This window comes from Streptomyces sp. NPDC037054 (assembly GCF_055606745.1).
This window is the reverse complement of the sequence record NZ_JBVJSJ010000012.1, coordinates 1-15,539: the sequence shown is the minus strand read 5'-3', so window position 1 is coordinate 15,539 and position 15,539 is coordinate 1. Positions and strand designations below refer to the sequence as shown.

Genomic DNA, 15,539 nt, shown 5'->3' with positions numbered 1-15,539 from the left:
TACTCACGAAGCCGCGACCTCGGCTTCCCGCAGCTCTTCCAGGAGTTCGTTCTGCCCGGACAGCATCTCAGTCAGGATCCGTCGCGCGGCCCGCATCAGCTCCGCCACATCCCCGCCCGCCAGCTCGTACACCACGGTCGAGCCATCACGGGCCGAGGTAACGATGCCCGATCGGCGCAGGACCGCGAGTTGCTGCGAGAGCGCCGAGGGCTCCACTTCGATCGCGGTCAGCAGGTCACGTACCGGCATCGGACCGCTCTGCAGCAGCTCCAGCACGCGTATACGCACCGGGTGCCCGAGCATTCGGAAGAACTCAGCTTTGGCCTGATACAGCGGAACCGGCACGGCCTAGGACTCCCTTCACCACCCCGAACCCTCGAGGTGTCGTCTGGTGCCGTGCCCGCGGCTACCTGCGGACACAGCCAACACAGCATGTAGTGAATTGCAGAATTTAGCAATTCATGGATTGGGTGGAGAGTCTGGTGGTGCCCCTTCCGCCGCTCTTGCGGGCGTCGCCCTCGCGTGCGGTGGAGATGCCGGATCCGGCGCACGGGGCTCACTACGCTGCCGAGGCGAGACTCCACGGCGGCGAAATCCGGAGATGTCCATGGCTTACGGCACCGATCGCATCGAGCACCTGCTGGCCGAAGGCGTCCGCGACAAGGTCCACCCGGGACCGTGTGGGCCGTCGGCACCTCCGCTGGCATCCACGCTTCGGCTGCTGCCGGTGTCCTGGCCCCCGGCGAGCCGGACACTGCTTTCAACGCCGCCAGTCTCATCAAGATCCTCGCCGTGTGGTCCTCCATCGGCGCCCTGCGGGAGGACGGCGGCCCGCAGCCGCCCACCGACGTGGGAAACGCCTTCCGCGAACTCGTCTTCAGCTGATCCCGCTCAAGTGAGCGTCCTGCCTCGATCAACTCGCAGAAGACCAGGGAAGGTTAGAGTGTGCCGTTCGTCACGTGCAGAGACGGAGAAAGCGACACCATGCATCGCACAAACGCAACACTGGTTATGGCGCCGACCGCCCCATAAAGCGACACGACCTGCGGGGGACACAGCCTCTGCGGCAACAAACCTGCTCAAGTCCCTTTCGATGAGCCCGACCGCCTTCGGCGTGGTCCTGGGTCTGGGAGCCCTCGGCGCGGCGGCAGGAGCACTTGCCGCCCCGGCCCTCGCGCGACGGTACGGGCCCGGGCCGATGATGCTCGTTGCGCTCGCGCTCACCCCGCTCACCCAGATCCCGCTGCTGCTCGCTTCCCCAGCCCTGGCCTGGCAGATCGGCATCGGCGCCGCCCTGTTTCTCCAGCTGGCCTGCGCCGCGGCGGCGGGAACCACCCAGCGCTCCATTCGTCAGGTCGTCACCGCCGATGACATGGAGGCCCGCATGCAGGCCGTGAGTACCTGGCTCACCTCAGGCGCCCGGCCGGTGGCCGCCCTGGTCGCGGGCGGCCTCGGGACACAGATCGGCGTACGGCCCACCCTGATCGTCGGCACCTGCCTGCTCCTCGTCCCTTCCGTGGTCCTCTACCGCTCCCCACTACGCGGCCTCCGCCAGATGCCCGGAGCCCAGCCTGTCCCCTCCCATCCAGGAGATCCGCTCATGCAACCACCCGTCCCCTCCCCCTCACCTTCACCCGGCGCCGCCCCCGCTGACGACGCACAGCGCAATCCCGCGGTGGGCGGAGGTGGTACGGCGTGAGCGCGGAACTGAACGTGATCGGCGGCCACCTGTACCTGGAGCGGGACGGCATGGTGCTGCTCGGGCAGCGGCACCCGGATTCGGCATACGCGGGCGGCCAGTGGCATCTGCTCGCAGGCCATGTGGAACGAGAACCGGCCCGGACCTGCGTGGCACGGGAGGCGATGGAGGAGGCGAAGCTGGTCGTCGCCGAGGAGGACCTCATCCTCGTGCATACCGTGCACCTCCTCGACCACGAGGACGCCGTCCCGCGCGTTCAGCTGTTCTTCCGGCCCAGCCGGTGGGAGGGCGAGCCCCGCGTGCTGGAGCCGGACATGTGCCTCCGTTGGGCCTGGTGGCCTGTCGACGGCCTGCCGGAGCCGACCGTCCCCTACACCCGAGCGGCCATCGAGGGGATTCGTGCTGGCCGGCTGTATACCGAGATCGGTTGGGAGCGGCGGAAGTGAGCGCCCCGGAGATGGACACGCACCGGCCTGGTCCTGAAGCCGCCCAACAGCCGGACCTCTCTTGCAAACACCGCGCAGGGGTCCCGGATACACCCGCGCCTCCCAGTGCAAGCACGAGAAGGACGGCCGTAGGGCCAACCGGTCAGGAACGAGGAGAGGGTTCTGCATCGAACACGTCCCAGCGTCCGAGGATGTCCGCTGACCTGCTCGCCGCAACGGCCGCCGCCCGCACCGCGATGGTCGACCGCCTCGTCGCCGACGGCGTGCTGACCGACCCGCGACTGCGCGACGCCCTCCTGCGTGTGCAGCGGGAAGTGCTCCTCCCCCACGCGTACGTCCGGGTCAGCGGCCCAGGCGCGGATCCGATCGACTGGCGGCTCCTCGACGGCTCGCACCCCGACGACCAGGCGGAGTGGCTCGACCTCGTCCACAGCGGCGACTCCGTCCCGCTCCAGCGCGACGGCGAGCCGCTGGACGCCCTTCGCCGGGGACCGGTGACCGGCGGCCACATGACCTCCATGAGCACCTACGCCCCTGCCACCGTCGAGGTGTTGCAATGCCTCCAACTGGATTGCGGGCAGCGGTTCCTGGACCTTGGTTCGGGTCCGGGGATCTCCCTGGCGCTCGCCGCTGCCATCACGGGCCCTGGCCGTGCCACCGGGGTTGAACGCGATCCGCACATGAGCGAGTTCGCTCAGCGGAACCTGGACCGGCTCGGGCTGGGAGCGACGGTCGTCGAAGGCGACGCGCTCAACCGACACGCCACCGGGGCACCGTATGACCGGATCCATTCCGGCATCGGCGTGCCCTGCATCCCGCTGACCTGGGTCGAGCAGCTCGCCCCCGGCGGAACGCTGCTGACCACGCTCGTGACCAGAACGCCCAGCTGGCCCGGCCAGATGCGCGCCATCCGCACGATGAAGGGCAGGCTTCAGGCGGTGCTGACGGGCAGGCCGCGCGGCCACCGGCCCCTGCTCGGCTACGAATGGCTCACCGCCGTCAACCACCGTCCCCAGGTCAAGGCCGACCCCGGCCGACCGCGCCCAACCCGGCTCACACCGCCCGACGATGACGCCCACGGCTTCTGGGTCGCCGCCGCCTACCTGGCACCGGGCTTGGTCAGGGATTTCCAGGCCGACACGATGACCATCGTCGCCCCGGAGGAAGATTCCTGGGCGGTGACCGGCCCCGGCGACGGCACGGTCCGCGTGCACGGGCCGCGCGATGTGTGGGCCGAACTCGAAGACCTCCACGACGCTTGGGAGCGGGCGGGCCGTCCGGACACCTACCGGGTCGATATTCCAGACGGCGGGGGCCCGCAACGCGTCACCTCCGGTCCCGGCCGGAAGGCCCTCGCCTGGACGCTGCCCCCAATCGCCACCGTCCCCCACCAGATGTCTCCATCGCACGGGAGTTGTCCATGACCCAGCAACGGGAACCCCTTCCACAGCCCGCCGACGGCCCCAGTCAGCCGGCCGGGTGGTCCGAGGAATTCCTCCGCCACCGCGACGGCCACGGCTGCCCCATGTGCGGCAACGACTTCACCGCCGACGACATCGGCTGGGGCATCCTGCTCCACCAGGGCGAAGTGGCCAACGCCTACCTGTGGCGCTCGGGCCAGGTCCGGGGCTACTGCGTACTCATCCACCGCGGCGGACCGCACGTCGCCGAGCCCACCGATCTCTCGGACACCCAGGCCGCCGCGTACTGGGCCGACACCCTCACGCTCGGCAAGGCCCTGACGGCGTTTTATCAGCCGGTAAAGATGAACTACTCCACCCTCGGCAACGTGGTGCCCCACCTCCACACCCACATCGTTCCCCGCTACGCCGGCGACGCCGACCCGGCGCCTGGCGAGCCGCTCCCTTGGACAGCCCTCGATACAAACCGCCAGGACGAGGCACAACTCCAGGCGGACGCCGCCGCACTGCGCGCGCTGCTGGAGCACGCATGAGGCGCCGCCCGGGAGAGGAGTCCGGGGGCCTGTTCGCCTCGGCGGCGGCCGACTACGCCCGATACCGGCCGGGCATCCCGTCCGAAGCGGTCCGCCTGCTCGCCGGCACAGTGAAGGGTGTCGCCCGGCCTGTCGTGCTCGATCTCGGCTGCGGCACCGGGCAGGTTGCAGCTGCGCTGCTTCCCGCTCTAACGAAGTTCGCCCGCCTGGACCTGGTGGATCCGGACCCCGGGATGCTCCGCGAGGCCACTGAGGTCCTCGCCCCGCTCCTTGGTGACAGTCTCGCTGGCTTCCACTGCGTGCAAGCCGAGGACTTCACGCCGCCGTTCGACGGCTACCGAGCGGACCTGGTCACCTGCGCACGGGCGTTTCACTGGATGCCGCGGCCCGCGGTCCTCTCGATGACCGACCACGTCACCGCTCCGGGGGCCAGCGTGGCGATCATGGGAGATGGCAGCCTCTGGACCTACCAAGCGCAATGGACGGCGGATCTGAAGCGGCTCATCCAGTCCCACCTCGGCCCCGAACGACGGGCCGGCACCGCCGGGGCGTACACCGAGCCGGGGCGCAGCTACGAGGACGACCTCGCCGAGTCCGCGTTCAGCGACGTCACCGAGCACCGGATCCCAGTCCGCCGCAGGTGGACACCCGCAGCTGTGGTCGGCTATCTGCGCAGCACGAGCTTCGCCCGCCCACCGCTTTTCGGAGATCAGCACGCACGGTTCGAGCAGGAGGCCCACTTACTGCTGGAGGAACACGGCCGAGGTGAAGGGCTCGTTGAGGACACCGTGTTCACCGTACTGCTCGCGCGCCGCCCCGGCGGTGACCGGTGAGCGGGGGGCGGCACACCGAGCCGCTGGACGCGCACCTGGTCGCGGTCCGCGATACCGAGGCCGGCCCCGAAGTGCTCCTGTCCCGGCGGGCTGGCGATGTCTACGCGACAGGACTCTGGCATCTCCCATCTGGTCACCTCGACAACGGAGAGGATGCCGTCACCGCGCTTGTGCGGGAGACCGGAGAGGAGACCGGCGTCCTCGTCGACCCCACTGATGTTCGCGCGGCCGTCACCGTGCACCACCGCTCCCCCGGCGGGGGCACGCGCGTTGGGTTCTTCTTCGAGGTCCGGCACTGGCACGGCAGCCCCCGCGTCATGGAGCCGGACCGGTGCGACGCCATGGGCTGGTTCCCGCTCGACGAGTTGCCGGAGCCCATGGTTGCCTACTGCCGGGCCGGGCTGGACGCCTACCGGGCCGGAGCCCGGATCGCCCTGCACTTCCAGGAGTCCGGGGATCCCATCGCCTACGACCCGGCCGTCGATCGGCTACGCGTCGTCCCCGACGCCGGCCCAGGCAGCACCATGCCCGAGGACGCGGTGCGGGACTTCGTCGAGCGGGCAGTCGGCCGGATCACAAGCTGGACGGATGTCTCCTGGGCACGCAAGGGCAGCCAGGTGTGGCGCGCACGCGATGCCGAGGATGGGGTGTGGTTCGTCAAGATCCACCAGAGCGACCGCTTCCACCAGCGCGAGGTGACCGCCTTCCGCAGCTGGGTTCCCCGTCTGGGCCCGATGGCACCCCGGCTAATGGCTGCCGATGAATCACTACGGGCCGTCGTCATCACAGCCGTGCCAGGCCGCTCCCTTCACGGCGCCGTCCACCCACCCCAACAAGAGCGACGGATCTTCCACCGCATCGGACAGCTCGCGGCAACCATCCACCGCAGCGCCCCGGCACTGCCGCCCCTCCCCGACTCCATGCCACTCCAGAAGCTGGAACGGCACCTGGACGGAGCACGCGCCTACCTTGAGCCCGGGGACGAGGCGTTCATCCGCGCCACCACAGAGGGGGCCGCAGGTCTGCCAGCACTGGAGAGAGTTCCCACGCACGGCGACTTCCAGCGGCGGAACCTTCGCTGGGAGAAGTCGACTGGCACCTTGTACGTGATCGACTTCGAAAGAAGCGAACGCGGTCCGGCCATCAGGGACTTCGTCCGCTTGTCCGACGCCTGGCACGGCCGACCGGACCTGCACGAGGCCCTGATGACCGGCTACGGCCGCCCCCTGACCCCCGCCGAAGAAGAGCACCTGGCTGGCCTGTCGGTACTGGATGCCGTCTCCGGCATCCAGTACGGCACCGCCCACGGCGATCCTGAGCTCGTCGAGCGAGGCCGCCGCACCCTGGCCAGGCTCCGCGCAACCCACCGTCCTTGACCAGCACACCACACCGCCCGACAAACAAGAGCAGCTGAGGAGCACGACCGTGGCGTACGTCGTCCGCGACCAGTGGCAGCAGCACTATGCCAACGGCAAGGGATTCCGGGAACTCGGTGAGCGCGAGCGCGCCCTGCTCGCCGAGCACACCCCCGCCCCAACCGACGGCGGACGGGCTCTCGATGTGGGCTGCGGCACCGGCAGTCTGGCCGTCTATCTTGCCTCCCTCGGCTACACGGTGGACGCCATCGACTTCGCTGACAGCGCTCTCGCCCGGGCCCGGGACGAACACACCGGCGTCGCACGGCTGCGCTGGATCTGCCTGGACATCGAGCGCGACGACCCGGCAGAGCTACACAAGGACGGCTACGACCTGGTCACCATGCGGCTGATGTACCCGTTCCTGCGCGATCGCAGCCGCGTCCTGCACGGGCTCAGTGAGCGGCTGCGGCCCGGCGGCACGCTGGTGGTCATCACTCCGGTGGTCGAGCACACCCCGGCCGATCGACGGGGCATCGCCCTCGACGAAGACGAGATTCGCTTGCTCACCGAAGGCTGGGAAACCGTCGAGCGGCTGGAGGCAGACCAGCTCGCCGTCCTGGTGCTGCGCGGTCCCTGCCACGCCAACACCCAGGCAGTGGAGAAACGCCCACCCACCGGCCACGCTCTGACCGGAGCCCTGGCCGTCGTCACCGACTACGCCGGGCGCGTCCTGCTGGGCCGCTCACGCCGAGGCATGTGGGAACTCCCCGGCGGGAAGCCCAGCGGTGCGGAGTCCTTCGAGGCAGCGGCGATTCGAGAACTGGCCGAGGAGACGGGCCTGACCACCTCGGCCTCGGACACGCACGTGGTCACGATGCTGGCCGACGACAGCCACGGCGTGCCGCGGCTCACCGCTGTCGTCCGTATCACCGCATGGTCCGGCACCCTCGCCAACCGAGAACCGCAGTTGTTCGACCGGTGGGAGTGGCATGACCTGCACGCCTTGACCTGCATCGGTCCCGTGTTCGTTCCAGCCGCGCAGGCCCTGCACGCGATCTGGCCCGGTGTTATCCCCGACCTTGCACCGGTCCACTCCTATCCGCTCGCGATCGACCAACCGCCCGTGCCCGGAGAACCGGCCCAAGCCGTCCGGCTGCGCCAGCAGATGACCAACACGGTCATCGACGGCGGCTGGGCGCCCTCCGAACCGGTACAGCAGGCGCTGCGCACGGTGCCCCGTCACCGCTTCATCCCCGAGAAGGACCTCAAGACCGCGTACGACGGCGGCGACCAGGCCGTCATCACCCGCCGCGACGAGACAGGGAAAACGACCAGTTCGGTGTCCGCGGCCTGGCTCCAGGCCGACATGCTCCAAAGCCTGTGCCTGAAGCCGGGAGCGATCGTGTTCGAGGCAGGATCCGGCGGCTACAACGCCGAGCTCATCGCCCATGTGGTCGGCGCCACGGGCAGGGTGGTCACCGGCGACATCGACCCCTACGTCGTGCACCGCACCCGGCGGTTGACCACAGAGGCCGGCAGCGGTCGTGTCACCGCGTTCCAGGGCGATGCGGCACTCGGCGCCCCCTCGCACCTCGCACCGCGCGGCGGCTTCGACGGAGTCGTGATCACCTACAACTCCTGGGACATCTCCCCAGCCTGGCGGGAGCAGGTCGCTGAGGGCGGTCGCCTGGTCTTACCCCTCGAAATCCACGGATACACAAGGGCGATCGCATTCGAGCGACGCGGCGAGATGCTGCACGCGCGGAAGTTCACGCACTGCGGATTCCTCCGCGCCCAGGGCGAACACGCCCGCCCCATCCCGGTCGTAGACCTCCTCGACGGCGAGCTGAAGCTCCGATTCGAAGACGGCACCCCCGCCTCGACGAAGGGATTGGAAGAGGCCCTGCGCGGGCCGCGCCACCAGGTCGCCACCGGGGTCACCATGGGGGCGGGCTTCTACTTCGGCTCGCTGCAGCTCTACGCGGCCACCACATTGCCAGGCTTCGTCCGTCTGTCCGCCCACCGGGACAAAGGCACCGGCGTCACCCAGATCGCGAAGGACGGCGATGCGTCGGCGCTCCTCGGCGACGCCTCACTGGCCTACCTCATCCACGTCCAGACCCGGCACGGTGACTGCCCTGCCGAAAAGGAGTGGGAGTGGGTCGTCCATGCCTTCGGACAGGACGGCCCGCAGCTCGCCGAGCAGCTGGCGGCCACGGTGAGAGCCTGGGACCGCGACGTACGCACGAATGACGGCAAGCAAAACGACCCTGTCCTGACCGTTCACCCGGCTAGCACCCCCGACGGCCAGCTACCCGCCGGGGACGTCCTGGACAAGCCCCATAGCCGCCTCGTGTTCCAGTGGCCGGGCCGTGTGCCTTCACCGTAGACCCGGCCGGACGAAAGACGTGGCGCTGTCGCTGAAGCGCGCCGGACCGGGCCGGCCTGCTATGTCCGGCATACGTGAGCCCGACGGAACCCCGGCTCACGGGCGTCGAGTCCCACCCCTCATCGATCCCTGCACCTGCTAGAAGCCTCCACGACCCTGCCGTCCGCATCCCGTTTCCTCGAGGAGATCCATGGCCGAGACGACCCGCCCCTCCGAACAAACCGAGCGTGAAATCTGCAACACCACACGCAGTCCTTGCGGTGACCCGGTGCTGGTGCACACACCGTCCCGCCTTGTGTCCGAGAGCCAGCAAACCGACGGAGACCGAAGCCACCGAACAGGCTGTCACCCTCCTGGCCCCAGAGATCCGAACCGGCCGATGCCAGTGCGGTGACATCGCATACGAGGTAAGCGGCCTCCCGGATGATCCTTAGGGAAGGTTGGCTCGGAGGAGTTGAAGGTCTATCCGCCAGCCTCTCGGCGGCAGAAGAGAAGATCGCGGCGCTGGACGCGAGACATCAACGGCAAGAATCTGCCGTCTTTCTAGGAATCCCCTCACTCGATCAGCTCGCGGCCCGCACAAGCGACGAGCGATAGGGCCGCATGCTTCGGGCAGCCTTCGACTTCCTTATTCGGAGAAGGCAGACCGCCACCGGAGACGACGCGGGAGGGACCGGGTATGAGATGAGTAGATCAACCCTCGTTCGACTGCGAGCCCTGAGTGTCGCGCCAATGCGCCATTCCGTCAACGAAAAGTTCAACGCCTGCTTGAATCATTCCCAGAATCCTTGGAAGGTGGAAAACGAAGTCGGCGGGCTCATTGAAAAGCATTTCCGTTGACGCAGAGGCTCTCTTTATCTCTGAGTCAAAGAAGATCCGCACCCCATTGCGGCTAAGTGCAACCAAGTTGGAAAGTACCAGTACAATCTCCTCTTCCTCGTCTGGGTTTACTGTCCAGAAGTCGGGATAAATGACCCGGTAGTAGGTGAGGTCGTCAGGGTCTCTGGGTATGGCATATCTTGAGCCGTTACTTTCGAAAGTGATGAGATTCCCGGAAACCTGCGGCTCGTAACCTTGCCCTCGGAGGAGCTCGACACACTCACTAACATGCTGCTCGATGGCGGGGGCTTCTTTTGCCTTCTTGTTCTTCGGCGTGGATTTTTGGGTTGAGCCCGCCCCTGTCGACATAAATTGCCTTCCAGCCCTCTCGATGAAAGCCACCTCGCCGCCAGGCCCCATCAGCTCTGCCTGAAGAAGGTTGATGCGCGCCTCTCTCATCTCGAAGGGCTTCGCAGCAAGTCCGCTTAGTCTGAGCTTGATGATACTTTCCAGTATTTCCAGGGGGGCAGTGACGAGAGTCTTCAGTCTGGCATTCTTGTATTTCATGCGATGAGTCTTCAGGTGACAGGTATGCATGTAGAGCAATTCGTCAAGCTCATCCCTCAATTCCTGGAGGGAGGTTGCTTGGACTGCCGTCTTTCGCATCCATCGGTGAAGAGAGGCCAGAGTGCCTATGGCTTCTTCGTCATCACGGAATTCCAGGATGGACTCGATGGGGGTGTCTTGCGAGGGGACGGGAAGGGCATTTAGGGTGATCTCTGCGACCTCCGCAGGGGTCAGGCCGCCTCCCTCTCGTGGCCCTGTAGAAGACAAGATCGGCACAGCGTTGATTCCCTCGAGGCGGAGCTGGATGGCGGTTAGTCGCGCCCGAGCATCAATTTTGCGGCTCTCCACCGATTGGGCCTTTTGGTGTTCCTTGCCGCTTCGCAGTTCCCCTTTTGTTCTTTCTACGAGCTCGTTCAGTCCCGGCGGGCCGGGCAAGTTCAGGTGGATCGGCGTCGACTCTTCAACTGTCAACAAGTATTCGAGAAGTTCTTCCTCATACTGCTCGCTGATCTCCTCTGATGGCAACCTTAGCTGGAGGATGCCCCTTTCCTGGAGGTATCGTATGTCGGCGATGCTCCGCTGCACATCTAGATCAGGGGCCATTGCGTACACATCGAGGGCAGCTTCAACGCTGTTCATTACAATGGAATCGAAAAGCAGCAAGTAGTGCTTGGGAATGTCCGGATAAATCCCAACTACCGCCACGGGGCGTCCTGATTGTGTCATAGCCGACTCCAGCTCGCGCCTGGCTTTCGAGACAAAATTGACGACTCATGGCCATTTTAGGAGCGCATAGCAAGGCAGGCGATTCGATCTCGCGGCCGGCCACGGACGTGACCACGGGTCAGTGTTGCGCCCGGATTCGCGCGCAACCAACGTGGCACCCTAGCCCCCTTGGTTCGGAGAAGGTGCTCACCGACGTTGTGGGAAGACCTTCTCGTCGACAACGGCCTCCTCGTCGACGCAGTCGAAGTCCTCGACGCCGATGACAGCAACCCCGTCTCGGTCCGTCTCTTCCGAGCCTGCCGGCGCCTGAAGCAGTAGCAGGCCAACGTCCGATCCGGTGCCCATTGCCAGCTGATCCCCGCCGAGAATCAGGCCGCCTGGCAAGGAAGTCGCTGGGCCGCATTGCCGGTGGAGAAAACCGAGCCCGCCGGTTATGCGACCGAGCGAGACACCCGGCGGGCTCGGAAACGATGAGAACGTTCTGACTGCCAGGTCGCCGCCACATGACTTTGTGCAGGTGGCGGGCGGGCAGGCCCCGATTACGGCTACTGGTGCTGGACCCACCAGAGGATGCCCGCGACGAGTGCTGAGCCCAGGGCCCAGCACGCGCCGCGGACCAGGCTGAAGAGCGCGGCACGGCCCAGCTTGCGGGCGATGGGCATGGTCATGGTCATGTGTTCCTTTCCTCGGTGATCGTCGGCCGTAGGGGCCGACAGGGATGACCGTGCCGCTTGTGGGTGGTGACTGTCCGAAAGGGCGGGCACTGCGGGTGAACTGCCTCTACGCTCCTGGTCATCGGCGTGCCCGCCGCGTCTCGATGCGGGCAGGCGGGCACACGGGAGAGGTGGCGTGGGTGGGGGAGTCGTCCAAGGCCCGTGAGCTGTACGACGCGCTGCGGGCCCTGGAGGGCAGAGCCAAGGCCGCGCACAACAGGAAGGCGGGGCAGAGGTATTCGCGTCGTTCTCTCGCCCGCGCGGTCGGTGGCCATGGTTCGAAGTTGGACAGGCGCCTGGCGGAGTGGCTGCACGACGAGTGGGAGCGGGTGAAGACTCCGGATCCGAGCAGCAGTGAGCAGCTGATCGCCGTGGTCCGGCAGTGGAGCGCATGGACGGGTGAGCGGTTCGACGAGGGCCGGTGGCGCACCCTGTTGGACCAGGCCCAGCCGCCCCGTTCGCCTCTCACACCGGCGAAGCCGCCAGAGCGAGGACACGAGGCGCACGCCGCCTGGATCGAGCAGCACATCCTCCCGGCGCAGTTGCTCGACAGGGAAGACGAGCTGCGGGAGCTGACCGCGTTCTGCAGCGGTCCGGACCTGCGGGGCGCCTCCGCGTATGTGTGGTGGCAGGCACCCCCGTGGGCAGGTAAATCGGCCCTGGTCTCCGACTTCGTGCTCCGGCACCGTCCGGACGGCGTGGAGATCGTGTCCTATTTCATCACCGATCGCCTGGGCCGCAACGACCGGCAGGGATTCCTCGAGACGGTGACGCGGCAACTGGCCGCGGTCGCACAGCGGGATGGCACAGCTGCAGGGAGCCGGCTGGAGGACTTCCCCGACCTGTGCCGGGCCGCTGCGGAGGCGTCCCGGGGCCGGGGTCGGCGCCTGGTGCTGATCGTGGATGGACTGGACGAGGACCAGGGAGCCGTATCCGGCGGACTGAGCATTGCCGCCCTGCTGCCGAAAGCCCCACCAGCTGGCATGCGCGTGGTGGTCACCGGCCGGCCAAGCCCGCCCGTGCCGGACGATGTTCCCTCGGACCACCCCCTGCGCTCCGGGAACATCGTTCGCCCGCTTGCTCCGTGGCCTCACGCCGAGGGCATCAGCGCCCTGGCCCGACGGGAGTTGCGCCGGCTGCTGGACGATGAGCCCGTCGGGGTCCCGCTCCTCGGGCTGCTGGTAGCGGCCCGAGGCAGTCTCACGGCCACGGATCTGGCGGGCCTCGTCGGCGTACGCCCGTACCGGGTCGACCGACTCCTGCGCGGGATCACCGGCCGCAGCTTCATTCCCGGCAGCCACAGCCAGGTCCTCGTGTCCGACACACCAACCGCTCCCCACCTTCATGCCCTGGGCCACGAGGAACTGCGCCGAGAGGCCCTGACCGCCTTGGGCGATGTGACGGACTTCGAGAGACAACTGCACGAGTGGGCGGATGGCTACCGCGCCCAGGACTGGCCATCCGACACCCCGTCCTACCTGCTCTACGACTACTGTCAACGGACTTCTTGAGCTCCCCGGTGGCGGACAGGATCAGCCGCCCGCTGGCGGACACTAAAACTCCCCACGGACAGGAAAACTCCCCACTCTGGGGCGAGTGATCCCTCTTGGGCTGGGGTCAGTGCAGGGGTCTCACCCCCTTGCCGGAGGTGGCCTCGGTGAGCCGGAGCGAGTCACCCTGCGTGACGACGACATGGGCATGGTGGAGGAGCCGGTCGACGGTCGCGGTGGCGAGGGTCTTGGGCATGATCTCGTCGAAGCCGGACGGGTGGAGGTTGGAACTGACGGCCAGAGCACGCCGTTCGTAGGCGGCGTCGACCAGGCGGAAGAAGCCCTCGGCGGCGTCCGCGGAGACGGGCAGGAGCCCGATGTCGTCGACGATGATGAGGTCGGACCGGATCAGCCGGGTCATCGCTCTGGCGAGGGAGTCGTCGACACGGTGCCGGCGGACGAGGGCTCCAAGGTCCTCGATCGCGAACCAGGCGACGGTGAGTCCGGCCTCGACGGCGGCCTGGCCGAGGGCCTCGGTGAAGTGGCTCTTGCCCGTGCCGGAGGGCCCGCAGACGCAGAGGTTCTCCTTGCGGGTGATCCACTCCAGCGTCTTGAGCGAGTCCTGGACCTGGCGGGAGATGGAGGACTTCGTCTCGTCCCAGTCGCCGAAAGTCTTGCCCGCGGGGAAGCCGGCCCGCTTGCGGCGGGTGCGAAGGTTCGCGGCATCGCGTCCGGCGGCCTCCTCGGCGAGAAGGACGCGGACGACTTCGGCCGGGTCCCACCGCTGGGCCTTCGCGGTGGGGATCAGGTCGGTCAACGCTCGTCGGATGTGCGGAAGTTTGAGCCTTCGGGTCAGCTCGATCGCCTCCGCCAGCGGGTCGCCGTGGGAGCCCGAAACGGTGCGGAGAGGGGTGGCCATCAGTGTTCGTCTCCTTCAGGGGCGACGCCGAAGCGGGACCAGGCGGACGTGCCCGGCTGCAGGCTGTGGTCCTCGGACGCCCGGGTCGGCTCGGGAACGTGCCGTCCGATGTGGTGGTCGAGGATCGAGATGAGGTCGTTCTCGGCGAACCGGCCGGCGATCGCCGCGGTGCCCAGGGCCCGGTCGACCTCGGCGGCGCCGTGGAGTTTGGCGAGCTGGACGGCCTCGGCCATCTTCGGCCGCATCCGCCGGGCCCCGGCGGCCGCGGCCTCGACCAGCCAGGACGCGGCCCCGGGGCCGAGCTGCAAGAACGCGGCCTCCTCGGCGGAGGTGGCCTTCGGGGTGCGGTCGCCGCCGGTGTCCTCGCGGGGCGGGTAGTGCTCGTCCTTGATGGACGGGCTGCCCGGAGTGGACCGCTGGTGGCGGGCCGCCTCGGCGGCGCCGTGTTCGGTCACTGCGGTGACGATGAGTTCGTCGCCGTGGAAGCGGGCCCAGACCGTCTGCCCGGCCAGCTGGTGCGGGACCGAGTAGCGGACCGAGTCCACCGAGATCGTCGCGTCGTTCGCGACCTTCCGAGTGGTGCCCAGGGCGGCGGTGAACGGGTTCTCCGGCAGCCGGTGCAGACGGTGGGCTTCCTCCGCGAGGGCCTCGACGGGCTTGCGCCGGATGGCCCGATGGACCTTGTTGTTCACCTCGTCGGTGAACTGGCGGCAGGCGTCCTCGAGCTCGGCGAAGTCCCGGTAGGCCGGCCGCAGGTTGACGTCGGTGGGCACCAGGTCCCGTTTCGCGATCCGCACCGTCGCCTCGGACCCGCCCTTGGACTGCGGATCGGCGGGAACACACGTCCTGACCGTGAGCCCGTAGTGGTGGCCGATCTCGATGATCTGCGGATTGCGTACCGGTATTCGCGCGATATGGTCCGTGGTGACCGTCCGCTCGTTGTCCGTGAGCGCGTAGGTCGGGGCCCCGCCGATCCGCCGCAGCGTCGCATCGAGACAGCTGGCGATCGTGGGCAGGGTCTTGTCGAGCACCGGGATCACGACCCGGAACCGCGACCAGGCCAGCCAGGCGCACCACAGCCACGTCTTGCGACCTGCGATTTTCGGGCCGTCGCCCCAGTCCCACTGGATCCACAAGCCGGGCTCGGGAATCCACGGGCGGAACACTCTTCGGTGGCCTGCCTGATACGACGCCTTCGCCGCGGCGACCGCCCGCCGCGTGGTCCGGTCGGTGCCGGTGAACCCCATCGCCGCGATCTTCTCGTGCACCCGGTCGGCGCCTATCCGGCCGCCGGACCGCTCGATGAGCTCCTCGATCTTCGGCAGGTAGTCGTCGATCATCTTCGGCCGCTGCTGCCGCTTCGTCGGGTCGCCGCCCCTGCCGCGAAGCTCCACATATCGCTTCACCGTGTGGTGGTCGACCCCGGCCAGCTCGGCCGCCGCACGGTAACTGCCCGTGAGGTCGTACGCTTCCAGAATCTCCATGATCTCCTCTTTGCTCTTCACACCGGCCAAGAGAACAGACCGGGTGGTCTAAGAGCTGTCCCGCAATGCTCGGTTGGGTACAAACGAGGTGGGGGATCTTCTGTCAGCGGAGGCGAAGGGCTGGGGCAAGCGGACCCGCCTT

Annotated in this window: 15 protein-coding genes; 9 read left to right on the top strand and 6 right to left on the bottom strand. The window is 67.8% G+C overall.

From position 1 onward, the window contains the following. Positions 1 to 3 precede the first annotated feature (3 nt). Positions 4 to 345, bottom strand: coding sequence for an ArsR/SmtB family transcription factor (locus ACZ7D7_RS25885; protein ID WP_470827316.1), 342 nt, complete (start codon positions 343 to 345; stop codon positions 4 to 6). A gap of 333 nt (positions 346 to 678) precedes the next feature. On the opposite strand from ACZ7D7_RS25885, the gene ACZ7D7_RS25880 reads away from it, so the two are divergent. The 8 genes from ACZ7D7_RS25880 (at position 679) to fxlM (ending at position 8,679) form a co-directional block, all read left to right on the top strand. Next, positions 679 to 885, top strand: coding sequence for a hypothetical protein (locus ACZ7D7_RS25880; RefSeq protein WP_470827314.1), 207 nt, complete (start codon positions 679 to 681; stop codon positions 883 to 885). Positions 886 to 1,075: 190 nt separating this feature from the next. Beyond that, positions 1,076 to 1,699, top strand: a complete 624-nt coding sequence (locus tag ACZ7D7_RS25875) for an MFS transporter (RefSeq protein ID WP_470827618.1) — start codon at positions 1,076 to 1,078, stop codon at positions 1,697 to 1,699. After that, positions 1,696 to 2,145: an NUDIX hydrolase gene (locus tag ACZ7D7_RS25870; protein ID WP_470827313.1), complete on the top strand. Its 450-nt coding sequence runs from the start codon at positions 1,696 to 1,698 to the stop codon at positions 2,143 to 2,145. Before ACZ7D7_RS25875 ends, ACZ7D7_RS25870 begins: the two co-directional genes overlap by 4 nt. Before the next feature lie 191 nt (positions 2,146 to 2,336). Continuing rightward, positions 2,337 to 3,569 carry a methyltransferase domain-containing protein gene (locus ACZ7D7_RS25865; protein WP_470827312.1) on the top strand — a complete coding sequence of 411 codons (1,233 nt, stop codon included), beginning with the start codon at positions 2,337 to 2,339 and terminating at the stop codon, positions 3,567 to 3,569. Continuing rightward, the gene (locus tag ACZ7D7_RS25860; RefSeq protein ID WP_470827310.1) at positions 3,566 to 4,099 is read left to right on the top strand and encodes an HIT family protein; all 534 of its coding nucleotides are present in this window, start codon (positions 3,566 to 3,568) and stop codon (positions 4,097 to 4,099) included. The genes ACZ7D7_RS25865 and ACZ7D7_RS25860 overlap by 4 nt, the downstream gene beginning before the upstream one ends. Beyond that, positions 4,096 to 4,932 carry a class I SAM-dependent methyltransferase gene (locus ACZ7D7_RS25855; RefSeq protein ID WP_470827309.1) on the top strand — a complete coding sequence of 279 codons (837 nt, stop codon included), beginning with the start codon at positions 4,096 to 4,098 and terminating at the stop codon, positions 4,930 to 4,932. The genes ACZ7D7_RS25860 and ACZ7D7_RS25855 overlap by 4 nt, the downstream gene beginning before the upstream one ends. Then, on the top strand, positions 4,929 to 6,308 hold the full coding sequence (locus ACZ7D7_RS25850) for a phosphotransferase (RefSeq protein ID WP_470827308.1): 1,380 nt from the start codon (positions 4,929 to 4,931) through the stop codon (positions 6,306 to 6,308). Before ACZ7D7_RS25855 ends, ACZ7D7_RS25850 begins: the two co-directional genes overlap by 4 nt. A 49-nt stretch (positions 6,309 to 6,357) precedes the next feature. Beyond that, positions 6,358 to 8,679, top strand: coding sequence for a methyltransferase, FxLD system (gene fxlM / locus ACZ7D7_RS25845; RefSeq protein WP_470827307.1), 2,322 nt, complete (start codon positions 6,358 to 6,360; stop codon positions 8,677 to 8,679). 693 nt (positions 8,680 to 9,372) lie between these two features. On the opposite strand, the gene ACZ7D7_RS25840 is transcribed toward fxlM, so the two are convergent. The 3 genes from ACZ7D7_RS25840 to ACZ7D7_RS25830 form a co-directional block, all read right to left on the bottom strand. Then, positions 9,373 to 10,770, bottom strand: a complete 1,398-nt coding sequence (locus ACZ7D7_RS25840) for a hypothetical protein (RefSeq protein ID WP_470827305.1) — start codon at positions 10,768 to 10,770, stop codon at positions 9,373 to 9,375. Between the two features lie 207 nt (positions 10,771 to 10,977). Next, the gene (locus ACZ7D7_RS25835) at positions 10,978 to 11,136 is read right to left on the bottom strand and encodes a hypothetical protein (RefSeq protein WP_470827304.1); all 159 of its coding nucleotides are present in this window, start codon (positions 11,134 to 11,136) and stop codon (positions 10,978 to 10,980) included. Positions 11,137 to 11,336: 200 nt separating this feature from the next. Then, positions 11,337 to 11,459, bottom strand: a complete 123-nt coding sequence (locus tag ACZ7D7_RS25830; protein ID WP_470827303.1) for a hypothetical protein — start codon at positions 11,457 to 11,459, stop codon at positions 11,337 to 11,339. A 185-nt stretch (positions 11,460 to 11,644) separates the two neighbouring features. On the opposite strand from ACZ7D7_RS25830, the gene ACZ7D7_RS25825 reads away from it, so the two are divergent. Beyond that, positions 11,645 to 13,015, top strand: coding sequence for a P-loop domain-containing protein (locus ACZ7D7_RS25825; RefSeq protein ID WP_470827302.1), 1,371 nt, complete (start codon positions 11,645 to 11,647; stop codon positions 13,013 to 13,015). A 106-nt stretch (positions 13,016 to 13,121) separates the two neighbouring features. On the opposite strand, the gene istB is transcribed toward ACZ7D7_RS25825, so the two are convergent. Together istB and istA are read right to left on the bottom strand one after the other, a co-directional pair. Then, a complete protein-coding gene (gene istB / locus ACZ7D7_RS25820; protein WP_470827301.1) occupies positions 13,122 to 13,913 on the bottom strand; it encodes an IS21-like element helper ATPase IstB in 792 nt (263 codons plus the stop codon). Next, positions 13,913 to 15,418 (bottom strand): IS21 family transposase, encoded by a 1,506-nt coding sequence (istA, locus tag ACZ7D7_RS25815; RefSeq protein ID WP_470827299.1) that lies wholly within the window; start codon positions 15,416 to 15,418, stop codon positions 13,913 to 13,915. Before istA ends, istB begins: the two co-directional genes overlap by 1 nt. Positions 15,419 to 15,539 lie beyond the last annotated feature (121 nt).

What these genes read in the sequence shown, in the direction of transcription:
- istB (WP_470827301.1), bottom strand. Translation starts at nt 13,913, where the DNA reads ATGGCCACCCCTCTCCGCACCGTTTCGGGCTCCCACGGCGACCCGCTG.
- ACZ7D7_RS25835 (WP_470827304.1), bottom strand. Translation starts at nt 11,136, where the DNA reads ATGGGCACCGGATCGGACGTTGGCCTGCTACTGCTTCAGGCGCCGGCA.
- ACZ7D7_RS25830 (WP_470827303.1), bottom strand. Translation starts at nt 11,459, where the DNA reads ATGACCATGCCCATCGCCCGCAAGCTGGGCCGTGCCGCGCTCTTCAGC.
- ACZ7D7_RS25865 (WP_470827312.1), top strand. Translation starts at nt 2,337, where the DNA reads ATGTCCGCTGACCTGCTCGCCGCAACGGCCGCCGCCCGCACCGCGATG.
- ACZ7D7_RS25860 (WP_470827310.1), top strand. Translation starts at nt 3,566, where the DNA reads ATGACCCAGCAACGGGAACCCCTTCCACAGCCCGCCGACGGCCCCAGT.
- ACZ7D7_RS25855 (WP_470827309.1), top strand. Translation starts at nt 4,096, where the DNA reads ATGAGGCGCCGCCCGGGAGAGGAGTCCGGGGGCCTGTTCGCCTCGGCG.